At 76.7% G+C, this 14,641-nt stretch carries 17 protein-coding genes and 1 pseudogene; 10 read left to right on the plus strand and 8 right to left on the minus strand.

Annotated features, from left to right (window positions below):
* Positions 1-62 precede the first annotated feature (62 nt).
* From ACWIZO_RS16355 to ACWIZO_RS16375, 5 genes are all read left to right on the plus strand, one after another.
* On the plus strand, positions 63-1,571 hold the full coding sequence (locus ACWIZO_RS16355; RefSeq protein ID WP_448638705.1) for an ABC transporter permease: 1,509 nt from the start codon (positions 63-65) through the stop codon (positions 1,569-1,571).
* Positions 1,568-2,632: an ABC transporter ATP-binding protein gene (locus ACWIZO_RS16360; RefSeq protein ID WP_448638706.1), complete on the plus strand. Its 1,065-nt coding sequence runs from the start codon at positions 1,568-1,570 to the stop codon at positions 2,630-2,632. The genes ACWIZO_RS16355 and ACWIZO_RS16360 overlap by 4 nt, the downstream gene beginning before the upstream one ends.
* Before the next feature lie 200 nt (positions 2,633-2,832).
* Positions 2,833-3,624 (plus strand): aldolase/citrate lyase family protein, encoded by a 792-nt coding sequence (locus ACWIZO_RS16365; RefSeq protein ID WP_448638707.1) that lies wholly within the window; start codon positions 2,833-2,835, stop codon positions 3,622-3,624.
* A complete protein-coding gene (locus tag ACWIZO_RS16370) occupies positions 3,621-4,478 on the plus strand; it encodes an NAD-dependent epimerase/dehydratase family protein (RefSeq protein ID WP_448638708.1) in 858 nt (285 codons plus the stop codon). The genes ACWIZO_RS16365 and ACWIZO_RS16370 overlap by 4 nt, the downstream gene beginning before the upstream one ends.
* On the plus strand, positions 4,475-5,155 hold the full coding sequence (locus ACWIZO_RS16375; protein WP_448638709.1) for a glycosyltransferase: 681 nt from the start codon (positions 4,475-4,477) through the stop codon (positions 5,153-5,155). Before ACWIZO_RS16370 ends, ACWIZO_RS16375 begins: the two co-directional genes overlap by 4 nt.
* Before the next feature lies 1 nt (position 5,156).
* On the opposite strand, the gene ACWIZO_RS16380 is transcribed toward ACWIZO_RS16375, so the two are convergent.
* The 3 genes from ACWIZO_RS16380 to ACWIZO_RS16390 all read right to left on the minus strand — a co-directional run bounded on the left by ACWIZO_RS16380 (position 5,157) and on the right by ACWIZO_RS16390 (position 8,565).
* A complete protein-coding gene (locus ACWIZO_RS16380) occupies positions 5,157-6,005 on the minus strand; it encodes an ABC transporter permease (protein WP_448638710.1) in 849 nt (282 codons plus the stop codon).
* Positions 6,002-7,033 (minus strand): ATP-binding cassette domain-containing protein, encoded by a 1,032-nt coding sequence (locus ACWIZO_RS16385; RefSeq protein WP_448638711.1) that lies wholly within the window; start codon positions 7,031-7,033, stop codon positions 6,002-6,004. Before ACWIZO_RS16385 ends, ACWIZO_RS16380 begins: the two co-directional genes overlap by 4 nt.
* Before the next feature lie 98 nt (positions 7,034-7,131).
* The gene (locus ACWIZO_RS16390; protein WP_448638712.1) at positions 7,132-8,565 is read right to left on the minus strand and encodes a hypothetical protein; all 1,434 of its coding nucleotides are present in this window, start codon (positions 8,563-8,565) and stop codon (positions 7,132-7,134) included.
* A gap of 62 nt (positions 8,566-8,627) precedes the next feature.
* Here ACWIZO_RS16390 and ACWIZO_RS16395 point away from each other — a divergent pair.
* Positions 8,628-8,738, plus strand: a pseudogene (locus ACWIZO_RS16395) (very short patch repair endonuclease); the annotation flags it as partial.
* Between the two features lie 164 nt (positions 8,739-8,902).
* On the opposite strand, the gene ACWIZO_RS16400 reads toward ACWIZO_RS16395, so the two are convergent.
* Positions 8,903-9,493 carry a DUF6328 family protein gene (locus tag ACWIZO_RS16400; RefSeq protein WP_448638713.1) on the minus strand — a complete coding sequence of 197 codons (591 nt, stop codon included), beginning with the start codon at positions 9,491-9,493 and terminating at the stop codon, positions 8,903-8,905.
* Positions 9,494-9,628: 135 nt separating this feature from the next.
* Here ACWIZO_RS16400 and ACWIZO_RS16405 point away from each other — a divergent pair, with 135 nt between their 5' ends.
* Complete coding sequence (locus ACWIZO_RS16405) at positions 9,629-9,856, plus strand: hypothetical protein (RefSeq protein ID WP_448638714.1); 228 nt, start codon at positions 9,629-9,631, stop codon at positions 9,854-9,856.
* A 42-nt stretch (positions 9,857-9,898) separates the two neighbouring features.
* Positions 9,899-10,681, plus strand: coding sequence for a type I methionyl aminopeptidase (gene map, locus ACWIZO_RS16410; RefSeq protein WP_446759771.1), 783 nt, complete (start codon positions 9,899-9,901; stop codon positions 10,679-10,681).
* Positions 10,682-10,735: 54 nt separating this feature from the next.
* Here the strand turns inward: map and ACWIZO_RS16415 are convergent, their stop codons facing one another.
* The 4 genes from ACWIZO_RS16415 to ACWIZO_RS16430 all read right to left on the minus strand — a co-directional run bounded on the left by ACWIZO_RS16415 (position 10,736) and on the right by ACWIZO_RS16430 (position 12,953).
* Positions 10,736-11,248, minus strand: coding sequence for a PGPGW domain-containing protein (locus ACWIZO_RS16415; RefSeq protein ID WP_448638715.1), 513 nt, complete (start codon positions 11,246-11,248; stop codon positions 10,736-10,738).
* Positions 11,249-11,292: 44 nt separating this feature from the next.
* A complete protein-coding gene (locus ACWIZO_RS16420) occupies positions 11,293-11,838 on the minus strand; it encodes a hypothetical protein (RefSeq protein WP_448638716.1) in 546 nt (181 codons plus the stop codon).
* Positions 11,839-11,943: 105 nt separating this feature from the next.
* On the minus strand, positions 11,944-12,213 hold the full coding sequence (locus tag ACWIZO_RS16425) for a DUF2277 domain-containing protein (RefSeq protein WP_448638717.1): 270 nt from the start codon (positions 12,211-12,213) through the stop codon (positions 11,944-11,946).
* Positions 12,214-12,332: 119 nt separating this feature from the next.
* Positions 12,333-12,953, minus strand: a complete 621-nt coding sequence (locus ACWIZO_RS16430; protein WP_448638718.1) for a hypothetical protein — start codon at positions 12,951-12,953, stop codon at positions 12,333-12,335.
* 138 nt (positions 12,954-13,091) lie between these two features.
* Between ACWIZO_RS16430 and ACWIZO_RS16435 the strand changes: the two genes are divergently transcribed.
* Entirely contained in the window at positions 13,092-13,505 is a 414-nt protein-coding gene (locus ACWIZO_RS16435; protein WP_448638719.1) for a hypothetical protein, read from the plus strand.
* 74 nt (positions 13,506-13,579) lie between these two features.
* A complete protein-coding gene (locus ACWIZO_RS16440; protein ID WP_448638720.1) occupies positions 13,580-14,461 on the plus strand; it encodes an SDR family NAD(P)-dependent oxidoreductase in 882 nt (293 codons plus the stop codon).
* Positions 14,462-14,641: the final 180 nt, after the last annotated feature.

Below are 14,641 nucleotides of genomic sequence, written 5' to 3' on the forward strand. Positions count from 1 at the left end.
CCGTCCTCCCGGCGTCCCGGCAGCGGCGCTCGTCCGCGGCGCGGCGCCGCTCGCCGGTCCCCGTGCTGCTGGCCGCCGCGGTCGCGGCGCTGGCGCTGGTACCGCTGGGTCACATCGTCGTGTCCGCCGTCGGTGTGGGGTGGAGCGGGATCGCCGAGCTGGTGTTCCGGCCGCGGGTGGCCGACCTGCTGGGCAACACCGCCCGGCTGGTGGCGGGCACCGTCGTCGTCTGCGTCGTCCTCGGGGTGGGGGCGGCCTGGCTGGTCGAGCGCTCCGCCGTCCCGGGGCGGCGGGCCTGGCACGTGCTGCTGGTCGCCCCGCTGGCGGTGCCGGCGTTCGTCAACAGCGTCGCCTGGATCTCGCTGCTGCCCGGCTTCGACACCTACGGCGGGGCCCTGCTGGTGGTGTCGCTGTCCTACTTCCCGTTCGTCTACCTGCCCGCCGTCGCCGCCTTCCGCGGCCTGGACCCGGCGCTGGAGGACACCGCCCGCGGGCTGGGGCTGTCGTCGTGGGCGGTGTTCCGGCGGGTGCAGCTGCCGCAGCTGCAGGTGGCCGTGCTCGGCGGCGCGCTGCTGGTCGCGCTGCACGTGCTGGCCGAGTTCGGCGCGCTGGCGATGCTGCGCTACCCGACCTTCACCACCGCCGTCTACGACCAGTACCGCGCCACCTTCAACGGTCCCGGCGCCACGATGCTGGCCGGCGTCCTCGTGCTGCTGTGCCTGGTGCTGCTGCTCGCCGAGATCCGGCTGCGCGGCGCCCGCGGCTACGCGCGCACCGGCGCCGGCGCGGCGCGCACGGTGGTGCCGGTGCGGCTCGGCGCGCTGACCGGCCCGGCGCTGCTGGCGCTGGCGGCGCTGGTGGCGCTCGCGGTGGCCGTGCCGCTGGGCAGCCTGGTGTCCTGGCTGGTCACCGGCACCTCCGCGCGGGTCGATCTCGCCGCGCTGGCGGGCACCACGGGGACGACGCTCGCGCTGGCCGGCGCGGCCGCCGTCGTCACCACCGCCCTGGCGCTGCCCACCGGGTGGCTCGCCGTGCGCCGGCGCGGGCCGCTGACCACGCTGCTCGAGCGCTCCACCTACCTGGGCAGCGCGGTGCCGGCGATCGTCATCGCGCTGGCGCTGGTGACCGTCGCCATCCGCGTGGTCCCGGACCTCTACCAGACCGTGCCGGTGCTGCTGGCCGCCTACGCGATCCTCTTCCTACCGCGCGCGCTGGTGACCGTGCGCGCCGCGGTGGAGCAGTCGCCGCCGCTGCACGACGACGTCGCCGCCTCCCTCGGCGCCTCGGCACCGGCCCGGCTGTGGCGGGTGACCCTGCCGCTGCTGGCCCCGGGCATCGGCGCCGGCGCGGCGCTGGTGTTCCTCGCGGTGGTCACCGAGCTGACCGCCACGCTGCTGCTCGCGCCCACCGGCACGACGACGCTGGCGACGGCGTTCTGGTCGGCCAGCAGCGCCCTGGAGTACGGCGCCGCCGCGCCCTACGCCGTCGTCATGGTCCTGCTGTCGGCGCCGGCCACGGTGCTGCTCTCCCGCGACGCCCTCCCCGCTGCCCGACGAGGTCTCCCCACATGAGCGCGCTCACCGTCACCGGCGTGACGAAGTCCTACGGCCGCACGCCGGTGCTCACCGGCGTCGACCTGCACGTGCCCGCCGGCACCACCACCGCGCTGCTCGGGCCCTCCGGCTGCGGGAAGACGACGCTGCTGCGGATCGTCGCCGGCTTCGACGACCCGGACGCCGGCACGGTCGAGCTCGGCGGCCGGGGAGTGGTCGGGGCGGGGCGCGCCGTGCCCGCACGCCGGCGCGGCATCGGGTTCGTGCCCCAGGAGGGCGGCCTGTTCCCGCACCTGTCCGTGGCCGGCAACGTCGCCTTCGGCCTGCCGCGCCGGCTGCGCCGCGACCGGGGGCGGGTGGCGGCGCTGCTGGCGCTGGTCGGCCTGGACGCCGCGCTGGCCGCCCGCCCGCCGCACCAGCTCTCCGGTGGGCAGCAGCAGCGGGTGGCCCTGGCCCGCGCGCTGGCGCCCGAGCCCTCGCTGGTGCTGCTCGACGAGCCGTTCTCCTCGCTGGACGCGTCGCTGCGCGAGGACACCCGGCGCGCGGTCGTGGAGGCGCTGCGGGCCACCGGCGCCACCGCCGTCCTGGTCACCCACGACCAGGCCGAGGCGCTGTCGACCGCCGACCAGGTGGCGGTGCTGCGCGGCGGGGCGCTGGCGCAGCTGGCCGACCCGCGCACCCTCTACCGCGACCCGCGCGACCTCGACGTGGCCGCGTTCGTCGGCGAGGCGGTGGTCCTCGACGGGGACGCCGTCGGCGGGCGGGTCGCCTCCGAGCTCGGCGAGCTGGTGCTCGGCCGCGCGTGCCCCGACGGGCCGGTGCGCGTGCTGCTGCGTCCCGAGCAGCTGCGGCTCTCGGCCGGTCCGGGCCCGCGGGCGCGGGTGTGCGCCGTCGACTTCTACGGCCACGACGCCCGGGTGGAGCTCGAGCTGCCCTCGGGGCGGCGGGTCAGCGCCCGCACCGAGGGCGGCGACCTGCCGGTGACCGGCACCGAGGTGTCGATCGGCGTCCTGGGGACGGCGGTCCCCTACCCGGCAGCGCCGTCGTCGCCGTCCGAGGTGACCGCGGCCCCCGCCTGAGGTGGGCCACGATCAGGGGACCTGATCATGGCGTGTCCTCCCGCACCGCAGACGGTGAGGGAGGACGCGCTGCGGTGAGGGAGGACGCCGTCCCGGGCCCGCGGTGATTCCCCGCCGGCCCGCACCGGTCAGCGCGGTCGCGGCCACCTGGTGAGGGGCTGGGTGTCGCCTGTTAGTTAGGTGTGCCTAAGCTCACTCCCGTGGACTTGCTGCTCTTCACCGTGGACCCCGGCTTCGGCCGTGACGTCGTCGCCGCCGGTGCGGCTGGCATCGTCGTCGACTGGGAGCGCCGCGGGAAGGCCCGCCGCCAGGCGGGGGAGGGCACCCAGATCAACGCCGACACCCTCGAGGACCTCGTGCGCATGCGGGCGGCCACCGACGGCCGGCTGCTGTGCCGCGTCAACGGCGCCGGCCCGTGGACCGCCGGGGAGGTCGAGGACGCTCTCGCCGCCGGCGCCGACGAGATCCTGCTGCCGATGGTGCGCACGGCCGCCGAGGTCGACCGGACGCTGGACCTGGTCGCCGGCCGCTGCGGGCTGGGCATCCTCGTCGAGACCCAGGACGCCGTCGACCGGGTCGCCGAGCTCGCGCGCCGACCGCTGTCGCGCATCTACGTGGGCCTCAACGACCTGCGCATCGACCGCCGGTCGACCGAGCTGTTCCGGCCGCTGGTCGACGGCACGGTCGACGCCGTCCGCGCCGCGGTGGCCCAGCCCTTCGGCGTCGGCGGGCTCACGCTGCCCGGCGGCGGGTTCCCGGTGCCGGGGATGCTGCTGGCCGCCGAGCTGGTGCGGCTGGGCACCGGTTTCACCTTCCTGCGCCGCTCCTTCACCGCCGACATGGCCGGCCGCGACCCGTTCGTCGAGGTGCCCCACCTGCTCGCGGCGCTGGCCGGCCTGGCCGACGCCGACCCGCTGACCGTCGCCGACCGGCGGGCCGACTTCGTGGCCGCGGTGGAGGGCGCCGCGGCTCCCGTCCCCGTCCCGGCGTGAGCGGTCGCGCGCTGGTCACCGGCGCCGGCGGTTTCGTCGGGCGGCACCTGGTCGCGCGGCTGCGCGGCGAGGGCTGGTCGGTGACCGGCCTGACCCGCGCCGACGTCGACCTCGCCGACCCAGTCGCGGCCGCGGCGGCGGTGCGCGACGCCGACCCCGACGTCGTCTTCGCTCTCGCCGCGAGCCGGGTCAGGGCGACGGCGGCCGAGCGGGCCGCCACCGTGGCGGTCAACACCAGCGCCTGGCTGGTCGACGCGCTGCCCGACCGCTGCCGCGCCGTCGTCCGGCTGGGCTCCTCGACCGAGTACGCGGCCGGGCCGGCGCCGCTGGCCGAGGACGCGCCGCTGCACCCGCGCGGCTTCTTCGGCGCGACCAAGGCGGCCGGCTCGCTGCTGCTGCAGGCGGCCGCCGCCGAGCGCGGCGTGCGGGCCGCGGTGCTCCGCGCCTTCCAGGTCTACGGCCCGGGCGACCACCCGACCCGGCTGGTCCCCGTCGTGCTCACCGCCGCGCGCACCGGGACGGCGGTGCCCCTGCCGGCCGCGGTCAGCCGGCGCGACTGGGTGTGGGTGGGCGACGTCGTCGACGCCTGCGTCCGGGCCGCGCTCGCCGAGGACCTCCCGCCGGGCGCGGTGCTCAACATCGGCACCGGCGTGCAGACGGACGTGCCGGAGCTGGTCGCCACCGCCGAGCGGGTGACCGGAAGGCCGATCGCCACCGCGGCCGGCGCGCACCCGGGCCGGGCCTGGGACGCCGCCGACTGGGTGTGCGACCCGCGCGCCGCCCGCGACGCGCTGGGCTGGGTGCCGGGCGTCGACCTCGCCGAGGGGCTGGCGCGTACATGGGCGGCCGGGTGAGCGCGCCGCGGGTCTCCGTCGTCGTCCCGGTGTACGGCAACGCCGCGACGCTGTCGCCGCTGGCCGCGCGGCTGGCCGGCGTGCTCGCCGGCCGCGACTGGCGACTGCGGCTGGTCGTGGACGCCTCGCCCGACGACAGCCTCCGTGTGGCGACCGAGCTGGCCGGCGGCGATCCCCGGATCACCGTCACCGGGCTGGCGGTCAACGTCGGCCAGCACCGGGCGCTGGCCACCGGCCTGGCGGCGGAGGACGCCGACGTCTGGGTGTGCCTCGACGCCGACCTGCAGGACCCGCCCGAGGCGGTGCCGCTGCTGCTCGACCGGCTGGCCCGCGGCGACGCCGGCGCGGTCTTCGCCGGCCGGCGGGGCCGCTACGAGTCGCCGGGACGGCGGCTGACCGGGGAGGTGCACCGCCGGCTGGCCGCCCGGCTCACTGGCCTGCCGCCCGACGCCGGGGCCTTCCTCGCGCTGGGCCCGGCCGTGCGGTCGGCCGTCGTCGACCTGGTGCTCGGCGGGAGCGCCCCGAGCGTCGTGCTCGCCGCCGGCCGGGCGGGGACGCCGCTGGTGAGCGTGCCGGTGACCCGGGACCGCCGGCCGGCGGGCTCCTCGGCGTGGACGGCGCGTGCCCGGGTGCGGCAGTCGCTGCGGTCACTGGCCTGGGCGGCCCGCACGCGCTGACTCAGGCGCGGTTGCCGTAGCGCCGCATGGTCAGCGGCCCGAGGACGGCGACGAGCGCGACCGCCCAGACCAGCACCAGCACGACCTCGCCGCCGACCGCCGCACCGTGCACCAGCCCGCGCACCGAGGTGACCAGCGAGCTGACCGGGTTGACCGCGACGACCGCCTGCAGCCAGCCGGGCATCGTGGCGGGGTCGACGAAGATGTTGCTGCCGAACGTCAGCGGCATCAGGACCATCATGCTCCAGCCCATCACCGCCTGCGGCGTGCGCAGTCGCAGCGCCAGGTAGGTCCAGATCCAGCCGAGGGCGAAGGCGAAGACCAGCAGCAGGGCGACCGCGGCCAGCACCCCGGGCAGCCCGCCGCCGGGCCGGAAGCCCAGCGCCAGACCGAGGCACAGCACCACCGTCGAGGCCAGCACGAACCGGACGACGTCGCCCAGCAGCGCCCCGACCAGCGCGCTCGGCCGCCACACCGGCAGCGACCGGATGCGGTCGAAGGTGCCCTTCTCGATGTCGGTGTTCAGGGCGACGCCGGTGTACATGGTGATCATGAGGATGCTCTGCACGAGGATCCCGGGGAGGAAGAACTGCACGTAGGCCTCGACCGAGCCGGCCAGGGCGCCGCCGAAGAGGTACGAGAAGATCAGCGTGAGCATCACCGGGAAGACGGTAACGTCGAAGAGCTGCTCGGGGACGTGCTTGATCCGCAGCAGCGTGCGCCACCCGAACGTCGCCGAGGCCGCCACCGGGCCCTGCGGGCGAGGGCGCTCCCCGGACCCGAGGGCCGCGAGCACGGCCGCGGTGTCGGGGGCCGCGAGGGCGGGTGGGGCGTGCTCGACGGCGGTCATCGCGGGTCCTCCGGATCGGGGGGAGTGGGCTCGGCGGGTCGGCCGGTCAGGGCCAGGAACACCTCGTCGAGGCTGGGCTGGCCGAGCGCGAACTGCGCCAGGGTCAGGCCGGCGTCCTCGAGCGCGGTCAGTGCGCGGGCCGTGGGGGCCCTGTCGGGAGTGCGGGCGGTGAGCGCCGCGGGGTCGCTGCCCTCGGCCACCGGCACCCCGAGCACCTGCTCCAGCAGGCGGCGGGCCTCGCCGCGCCGGGCGGGGTCGAGGACCCGCACGTGCAGGCTGCCCGACCCCACCGACGCCTTGAGCTGCCCGGGCGTGCCCTCGGCGATGACCCGGCCGGTGTCGATGACGGAGATGCGGTCGGCGAGCTGGTCGGCCTCGTCGAGGTACTGGGTGGTCAGCAGCACCGTCGTCCCCCCGCGCACCAGCGCCCGGACGACGTCCCAGACCTGGTTGCGGCTGCGCGGGTCCAGACCGGTCGTCGGCTCGTCGAGGAAGACCAGGTCGGGCCGCACGACGATGCTCGCGGCGATGTCGATCCGCCGCCGCATGCCTCCCGAGTACTGCTTGACCTGCTTGCCGGCCGCCCCGGTGAGGCCGAACGCGGACAGCAGCTGGTCGGTGCGCTGCCGGGCGGCGGCCCGGGAGTACCCGAGCAGCCGGGCCAGCAGCAGGAGGTTCTCCGCGCCGCTGAGGTCCTCGTCGAGCGAGGCGAACTGCCCGGTCAGGCTCACCCGGGCGCGGACGGCGTCGGCCTCGGTGACCACGTCGTGACCGAAGACCCGCGCCGTCCCGCCGTCGGGGCGCAGCAGCGTGGCCAGCACCCGGATGGTCGTGGTCTTGCCCGCGCCGTTGGGGCCGAGGAAGCCGTGCACGCCCCCGACCGGGATGCGCAGGTCGACCCCGTCGACGGCGCGGGTGCTGCCGAAGAGCTTGACCAGGCCCTCGGTCTCGATCGCCAGGGGGGAGCGGTCGCCCGGCCCCTGCTGGTCCGTGCCCGCCGCGACCACGTCGCCGATGTCGGCCGTCACGTGCCTCACCTCCGGGGTCGGTCCGGTGACACCGTGCCACGCGGGTCCGACAGTCCCGACCGCCCGGCGCCGGTGGAGTCATCGGCGCGGATCGCGGCTCAGCGGGTCCAGAGCTGCAGTACCAGGTCGGTCTTCGTCCCGGGGAACTCGCGGCTGTCGGTGAGGGACAGGCCGGCGTCGGCGAGGATCGCGTCGTCGTCGGTGGGCACCGGCGCGCCGTCGACCAGCCGCCGCACCACCCAGACGCGGCCGGCGCCGGGCGGGGCGTCGTCGGGGGGCAGGACGACGTCGGGCCGCAGCCGCGGGGCCATCGTGCGGACGTAGTGGTCCAGGCCCAGGGCCGCGCGCTGGTCGGCGGCGACGACCGGCTCCCCGGGCTGCTGCACCCGGGCCAGCACGGTCACGAGGTCGTCGGAGCGCTCCCGCGGCTCCCGCACGGCCAGCGGTGAGCTGGCCAGCAGCGAGAAGGCGACCAGTGCGGCGCCGACCGGAGCGCGGGCGCCGCGGGGGAGGGCCGTGGCGCCGGCCGCGGCCAGCACACCCAGCCCGAGCAGCCCGGCCAGCAGGTAGCGCGGGTGGTACAGCGGCCGGACCAGCTCGCCGGCGAGCAGGAGCAGCAGCGGGACCAGCAGCCAGCAGACCCCGACCACCCGCACGCCGGCACCGCGCAGCGCCCCGACCACCGCCAGCCCGACGGTCAGGTACAGCAGCGGGGTGCGGCCGCCGGCCCAGGCCTCGACCGCGAGGTCGGCGAGCGTGCTGCCGGTGTCGCGCAGGTGCTCGGCGTTGCGCGAGCCGGTGCCGTTGAGCAGGTTGACGCCGATCAGCGCGACCACCGGCAGCACGGCCAGGACGCCGGTGACCGCGACGCGGACGGCGGCCCGGCCGCGCAGCAGCAGCGCCGCGACGACGAACGCGGCCAGCACCGTGACCGCGTACCAGTGCGCCAGCCCCATCCCCGCGCCGGCGAGACCGAACAGCGCCAGGCCGCGCGGCGGCTCCTGCAGCCACCGGACCAGCCCGAGCAGCGCCCCGCCGGTGGCCAGGACGACGAGGCCGTAGCTGCGCGCCTCTACCGCCTGCTCGAGCAGCAGCGGCGCGGTCGCGAGGGCCAGGCCGGCCAGCACGCCCGTCGCCGGGCCCGCCAGCCGGGTGAGCGCCCGGGTGACCAGCGCCAGCCCGCCGGCGGTGGCCAGCACGGAGAGCACCCGCAGCGAGGTGTCGCCGCCCAGGCCCGGCAGCGACACCCACGCGTGCACGACCAGGTAGTACGGCGCGTTGTAGGACGGCGGGACGTCGGCCAGGTAGCTCGTCACCCCCTCGCCGGTGACGATCGCGCGCAGGATGTCGGCGAGCGGGCGGCGGCCCACCTCGGCGGTGAACAGCTCGTCGAACCACAGGCCGTGACCCGGGGCGAGCAGGACGGCGGCGAGCAGGACGAGCGCCAGCGGGGGCAGCAGCTCGACCGGCGTCCAGCGGGGGACCGGCGGGGCCTCGGGTGCCGCGGTCGCCCGGGTCGCCGTCGTCGTCACGGAACGGAGGGTAGGCGACCCTTACCTGCACCGATCGTCGGTGCAGGAGTCCAGCCCGCGACCGGCGCGCCGACGCCGTCCTCACCGGACTGGGGTGGCGGGTGCTGCGCTTCTGGGAGCACGAGGACCCCGACGACGTCGCCGACGCCATCTGCGCCGCCCTCGGCCGCTGAACCCGCGCTGTCTCCCGGGTCCGACCTCCACCGCGATCATGGCGCGGCGGTCGCGACCCGCCGTGGACCGTCGGCGTGTCGGCGTCACAGCGCCATGATCGTCGTGGCGGGATCGTCGTGGGGGGATCGTCGTGCGGGGAGGCCGAGCGCCCCGGGAGAGCCGCTCAGGCGCCGCCGCGGCGGTCGCGGGCGCGCTGCACCGCGGGGCTGCCGATCCACAGCCAGCCCAGCAGCACCGCGACCAGCGCACCGGTGACCAGGGCCTGCGGCAGGGCGAACAGGAAGTCGACGACCAGCACCACCGCCGAGACGATGGCGAGGGCGAGCACGACCAGCCCGAGGAAGGCGTTGCGGTTGCTCCGCCGCAGCAGGTCCTCCTTGTCGTGCTGGCGGAACAGCGCCCGGTGCTGCGCGGCCGGCGCGATGAGCAGGCCGGTGGCCACCACGGCCGCGATCAGCGTCACGAAGTAGACGTCGCGCTGGAAGTCCGTCGCGCGGGACGTGGCCTGCTGGAACGGCACGACGAGCAGGAAGGCGAACAGGAACTGCACGCCCGGCAGCGCGATCCGCAGCTCGTTGAGCAGCTCCATGAGCTCCCGGTCGATCCGCTCGGCACGGCTCTCGTCGCGGCCGTCGGAGCCGTCGCCGCCACGGGGCCCGCCCCGGCCGTCCCCGGCCGCGCCGGTTCGCGTTGCCGGTGCCTGCCCCGGCCGCGCGCCGCGCCGTGTCCGCTGTCCCGATCCCGTGGTGGCCATGTCTCGGCTCTCCTCGTGTCCCGGCGCCGTCCCTGGGCTGGTGCGCCCGACCGTCCACCCGCCGTGTGCCTTACCGCAACCCCCTCGTCACCTCGCCGTCACCGGTGTCCTCCGCCGGTGGGTACGGATGCGGTCGTGTCCACGTGGGAACCGATGACGCCGTACCGCCCGCACCCGGACGACGAGATCGCCGCGGCCGATCCCGGAGCGGGCGCACCGCCGCCGGCCGAGGGGTTCGGCGTCGCCGGTGAGGAGCCCGACCGCCCGGACGAGGTGGCGGCCGACCCCGAGGAGCCCGGCGGGACACCGCCCGGGGACGTCCCCTTCCGCACACCCGACCCGGCCGAGGTCCGCCGGACCTGAGCCGGGACGGGCGCCGTCCAGGTCCGCCGTACCGTCGAGGGCGTGGACCTGACCGTGCTGCCGCGCCGCACCGCCGACGAACTGGACGCCATGCGCGCCGCCGGCCGCGTGGTGGCCCGGACGCTGGCCGCAGTTCGCGCCGCCGCGGTGCCCGGCGTCCGGCTGCGCGATCTCGACGACCTGGCGCAGACGACCATCCGCGAGGCCGGCGCGACGTCGTCGTTCCTCGGCTACAAGCCGGCCTGGGCGCCGACGGCCTACAACGGCGCCCTGTGCCTGTCACCCAACGAGGTGGTCGTGCACGGCCGGCCCAGCGGGCAGCGGCTCAAGGACGGCGACCTGCTCAGCGTCGACTGCGGCGCCATCGTCGACGGCTGGCACGGCGATGCGGCGGTGACCGTGCAGGTGGGCGCCAGCGGGGCGGCCGAGGACGCCCGGCTGGTCGCCGCCACCGAGGAGGCGCTGGCCGCCGGGATCGCCGCGGCGGTGCCCGGAGCGACCCTGCTCGACGTCGCCCGGGCGATCGACGCCGTCGCCCGCGCGCACGGCTACGCCCACCTGCCCGACCACGGCGGCCACGGCATCGGCCGGTCGATGCACGAGCCGCCGTTCGTCCCCAACCGCCCGGCCGCGGGCCTGGACCGGGTGCGGCTGCACGCCGGCAGCACGCTGGCGATCGAGCCGATGCTGCTGGCCGGCGGCGAGCGCTACCGGCACAAGAAGGACGGGTGGGCGGTGGTCACCGCCGACGGCCGCCGCGCCGCGCACGTCGAGCACACGGTCGCGGTCACCGACGAGGGCCCGGTCGTCCTCACCGGGGCCTGAACGCGGACCGGCCGCCGCCCACAGTGCGGACGGCGGCCGGTGGGCGAGCAGCGGTCAGCCGAGGCCGACCAGGCGCTTGCCCCGGTCGACGAGGTGCCAGTGGCCGACCGCCCAGAACACGAAGGCGGCGGCCGCGAGCCCCCCGATCGTGACGGCCGCGGAGCTCACCGGGTGCTGCTTGGCGTGCCGCCAGGTGTCGACGGCCTTGCGCTTGGAGGCGGCGAAGAACCGGCGGGCCCACTCGAACTCGGTCGACCACACCCACAGGCCGACCAGGACCGGCGGGATGGTGAGCGGTCCGGGCAGCACGGTCAGCGCCAGCCCGAGCAGCACGAACAGCAGCCCGACGACGAACACGGCGATCCGGTAGGTCAGCGCCAGCGGCGGGTTGCGCCGTACGCGGTCCCGCCAGGACCCGGGCGTCACCGGCCGTGGCCCGCCGAAGCCGTCGGTGCAGTCGGGGCACCGGGTGGCGCCCTTCCCGCCGTCGTGGCGGTCGTGCGACCGCTCGTCGGCCACGGCGTTGCCGGTGACGGAGACGCTGCGCGTCGCCGGGCTCCGGGTCACGGGTCCCCCCCGGACCGGTGGTGCAGGTGCGGCCGGGCCGGCCGTCAGCGGCGGGCGACGCCCTTGACGACCTCGCTGGCGCGCTGCTGCTCGCCGGCGTAGGAGCTGATCGCCACGAGCGTGCCGGTGAGGGCCGGGATGACCCACTGCAGCGTGTCCAGCTGCTCCTGCGCGGCGGCGATCTCGGCCTTGGTGCGCTTGGTCGGCTTGGTGCCCGACCGCGACGACGGGTTGCCGGCGCCGCTGCCGGGGCCGTTGACGACGATGCCCAGCGAGCGGCTGTAGGCGGTGGCGCCCAGGGCGGCGGCGGTGACGAGGGTCTTGAGGGCGGACATGCCGGCCACGCCCTCCTGCTGCGCGACGCGGCCGCGGTTGCCGATCAGCTGGCCGACGCTGCCGACCAGGTGCGCACCGATCGCGACGGCGTTGACCGGGGTCCAGCGGTTCCAGCCGACGTTGGCCACCTTGCCGGTGTCCTTGCCGGCCTCGCCCGCGGCGGCGTTGAGGGCGACGGCGTTGGCGAGGGTCCCACCGAACCAGGCGGACAGGCCGAGGTCGTGCAGCGCGCGGGACACGGTGTTGCGGGCCATGGGTGCTCTCCCAGAGTGATCGGGTCAGGTGAGCCCGGCACCTACCCGCTCAACCCGCGGCCATGCCCACCGTCGGCGGTCGGATCATGCACCACCGGACGGGGCTCACCTCCCGTAGCGCACCGCGGCCCGCGCGCGGGCCTTCGCCGCCTCCACCTCGCGGTCCTTGGGCGGCGCCGTCGTGACCAGCGCGTCGAGCAGCCGGGCCGAGGCCGCTGCGATCTCGGCGACGGCGCGGTCGAAGGCCTCGCTGTTGACCCGCGACGGCGCGGCCGAGCCGCTGATCTTGCGCACGTACTGCAGCGCCGCGGCCGTGACCTCCTCGTCGGTCGCCGGCGGCTCGAAGTTCGACAGCGGGCGGATGTTGCGGCACATGCCGCGCAGCGTAGGACCGCAGGACGACAGCGGGCCGTGCCGGCGGACCAGGCATCGGAGGCTCCACCCACGTCCCGGACGCCAGGAGGTGGGTGGAGCCTCCGATGCCTGGGGTGCGCTCAGAAGCCGGCGCGGTCGACCCTGCGGTGGTAGCGGGTGCCGAGCGTGCCGCCGAGGACGGCGCCCAGCAGCGTCACGACCAGGACCGCCACCAGCGTGACGATGCCGGCCGTCGTCGCCGTGCCCTCGTCGATCGGGATGCGCGGCAGGTTCAGCTGCTGCAGCACGTCGTACCGCGTGCCGAGCACGGTGCTCACGATGGCGAGCACCACCACGACCAGCAGGCCGATCAGCCACACGGCCAGGCCCTGACGGACGCCGTCGAAGCGGGACATCCGGCCGGCGACGTACCCGCCGGCCAGGTAGGCGAGGAACAGGATGACCAGCAGCGCGATGCCGCCGGCGATGCCGAGGGTGCTCGCCGGGTCGGCCGGGACGTCCTCGACGCCGTCGACCTCGGCGAGGCTGAGCCCCACGCCGGTGGCGGCCAGCAGCGCGATGAGGATGACCGCCAGTCCGTTGGCCGACAGCCAGCCGAAGAACGCGGCACCCCACTTGATGCCGCCGAAGCGGGCCCGCTGCGCCGCGACGGCGTCGCGGGCCGCGCCGCGGGTGACGTGCGCGCCCTCGGGCGTGACCGTCGCGGCGCGGTCGGGGTGGATGCGGTCGTCGGTCGCCATCGGACCTCCTCGTCGGCGGCGGGAGTGGCTCCCCGCCGGGCCTGGCACCGGTCCTCCCGGTGCGTTCTCGCAGGTCGGGTACCCGGTCGCGACGATGGTGAACAGCCGCGCCCGACCGGGTGACCCGCGGGAGGTGGGATGACGGTCCTGCTCGTCGACGCCGCCAACGTCGTCGGCTCGCGCCCCGACGGGTGGTGGCGCGACCGTGCCGGCGCCACCGCGCGGCTGCTGCGGCGGCTGGCCGGGCTGCCCGGCCGGGAGCTGCCCGAGGAGGTCGTGGGGGAGGGGGTCGTCGAGGAGGTGGTGGCCGTCGTCGAGGGGGTGGCGCGCGACGTCCCGGCCCCGGACGGCGTCCGGCTGGTGCGCGCGCCCGGCAGCGGGGACGACGCCCTGGCCGCCACCGCCGCCGCGCTCGCCGGGGCCGGCCGGCGGGTGCTCGTGGTCACCGCCGACCGCGGCCTGCGCGCCCGCCTGCCGGAGGGGACCGGGGTGATCGGCCCGGGCCGGCTGCTCGACGTGCTCGATCGCATGGCGGGCAACGAGTCGGGGTAGCCGGGGGAGTCCGCCGAGCCGGGGCGGCGGCCGGTCCGCGTCCTCGGCACCCGAGTCGAGGAGACGAACGCCGCATGCCGCAGACCGTGCTGATCACCGGGGCCTCCAGCGGCATCGGCCGCGCCACCGCCGTCCTGTTCGCCCAGCGGGGCGCCCACCTCGTGCTGCTGGCCCGCGGCCGGCCGGCGCTGGAGGAGGCCGCGGCCGAGGCGCGCGCCGCGGGTGCCGCCGACGTCGTCGTCTGCCCGGCCGACGTCCTCGACGAGGACGCGCTGGGCACCGCCGTCGACGGCGCCGTCCGCCGGTTCGGCTCCCTCGACGTCGTCGTGCACTCCGCGCAGGTCATCGCCTACGGGCGGATCGAGGACGTGCCCAAGGAGGTGTTCGAGCGGGTGGTCGACACCGCCCTGCACGGCACGGCCAACCTCGTGCGCACCGTGCTCCCGGTGTTCCGCCGCCAGGAGGCCGGCCACCTCGTGGTCGTCAGCTCACTGCTGGCGTCGGTGACCACGCCGTTCATGGGCAGCTACAACGCCGCCAAGTGGGGCCAGCTCGGTCTCATCCGGACGCTGCAGCAGGAGACCCGCGACGTCCCCGGCATCTCCGTCTCGGCCGTCGCCCCGGGCGGGGTCAACACGCCGATCTATTCGCAGGCGGGCAGCTACATCGGGCTCAAGGGCCGCCCGCCCATCCCGATCTACTCGCCCGAGCGCGTGGCCCGCTCGGTGGTCGCCCGGCTGGACCGGCCGCGGCGGCTGATCCAGTCCGGCTTCGCCAACCCGGTCGTCATCCTCGGCTTCCGGCTGTTCCCCGCGGTCTACGACGCCCTCGTCGGGCCGCTGCTGCGGGTCTTCGCCCTCGCCGACGACGACCGGAGCGAGCCGACGCCGGGCAACGTGTTCGAGTCGCGGCCGGAGGGCAACGCGACGACGGGGCGCTGGCACGGCATCCCCTGAGACGACGGCATCCCCTGAGACGACGGCATCCCCGGGGACCACGGCATCCCCGGGGACCACGGCATCCCCGGGGACGGGGCGGTGGACGGCGCGTTGCGGCCGGAGCCGGCCGTTGACCCGGTGCGCGGCGCGGGTCGAGGCTGGCCCTCCCGCCTCCGGCGGGCCCACCTGCGGAGGCGC

Source organism: Geodermatophilus sp. URMC 63 (assembly GCF_053502565.1).

Excerpts from the sequence above, each read along its gene's own strand:
- ACWIZO_RS16440 (WP_448638720.1), top strand. The coding sequence starts at position 13,580 with ATGCCGCAGACCGTGCTGATCACCGGGGCCTCCAGCGGCATCGGCCGC.
- ACWIZO_RS16430 (WP_448638718.1), bottom strand. The coding sequence starts at position 12,953 with ATGGCGACCGACGACCGCATCCACCCCGACCGCGCCGCGACGGTCACG.
- ACWIZO_RS16360 (WP_448638706.1), top strand. The coding sequence starts at position 1,568 with ATGAGCGCGCTCACCGTCACCGGCGTGACGAAGTCCTACGGCCGCACG.
- ACWIZO_RS16400 (WP_448638713.1), bottom strand. The coding sequence starts at position 9,493 with ATGGCCACCACGGGATCGGGACAGCGGACACGGCGCGGCGCGCGGCCG.
- ACWIZO_RS16420 (WP_448638716.1), bottom strand. The coding sequence starts at position 11,838 with ATGGCCCGCAACACCGTGTCCCGCGCGCTGCACGACCTCGGCCTGTCC.
- ACWIZO_RS16380 (WP_448638710.1), bottom strand. The coding sequence starts at position 6,005 with ATGACCGCCGTCGAGCACGCCCCACCCGCCCTCGCGGCCCCCGACACC.
- ACWIZO_RS16425 (WP_448638717.1), bottom strand. The coding sequence starts at position 12,213 with ATGTGCCGCAACATCCGCCCGCTGTCGAACTTCGAGCCGCCGGCGACC.
- ACWIZO_RS16435 (WP_448638719.1), top strand. The coding sequence starts at position 13,092 with ATGACGGTCCTGCTCGTCGACGCCGCCAACGTCGTCGGCTCGCGCCCC.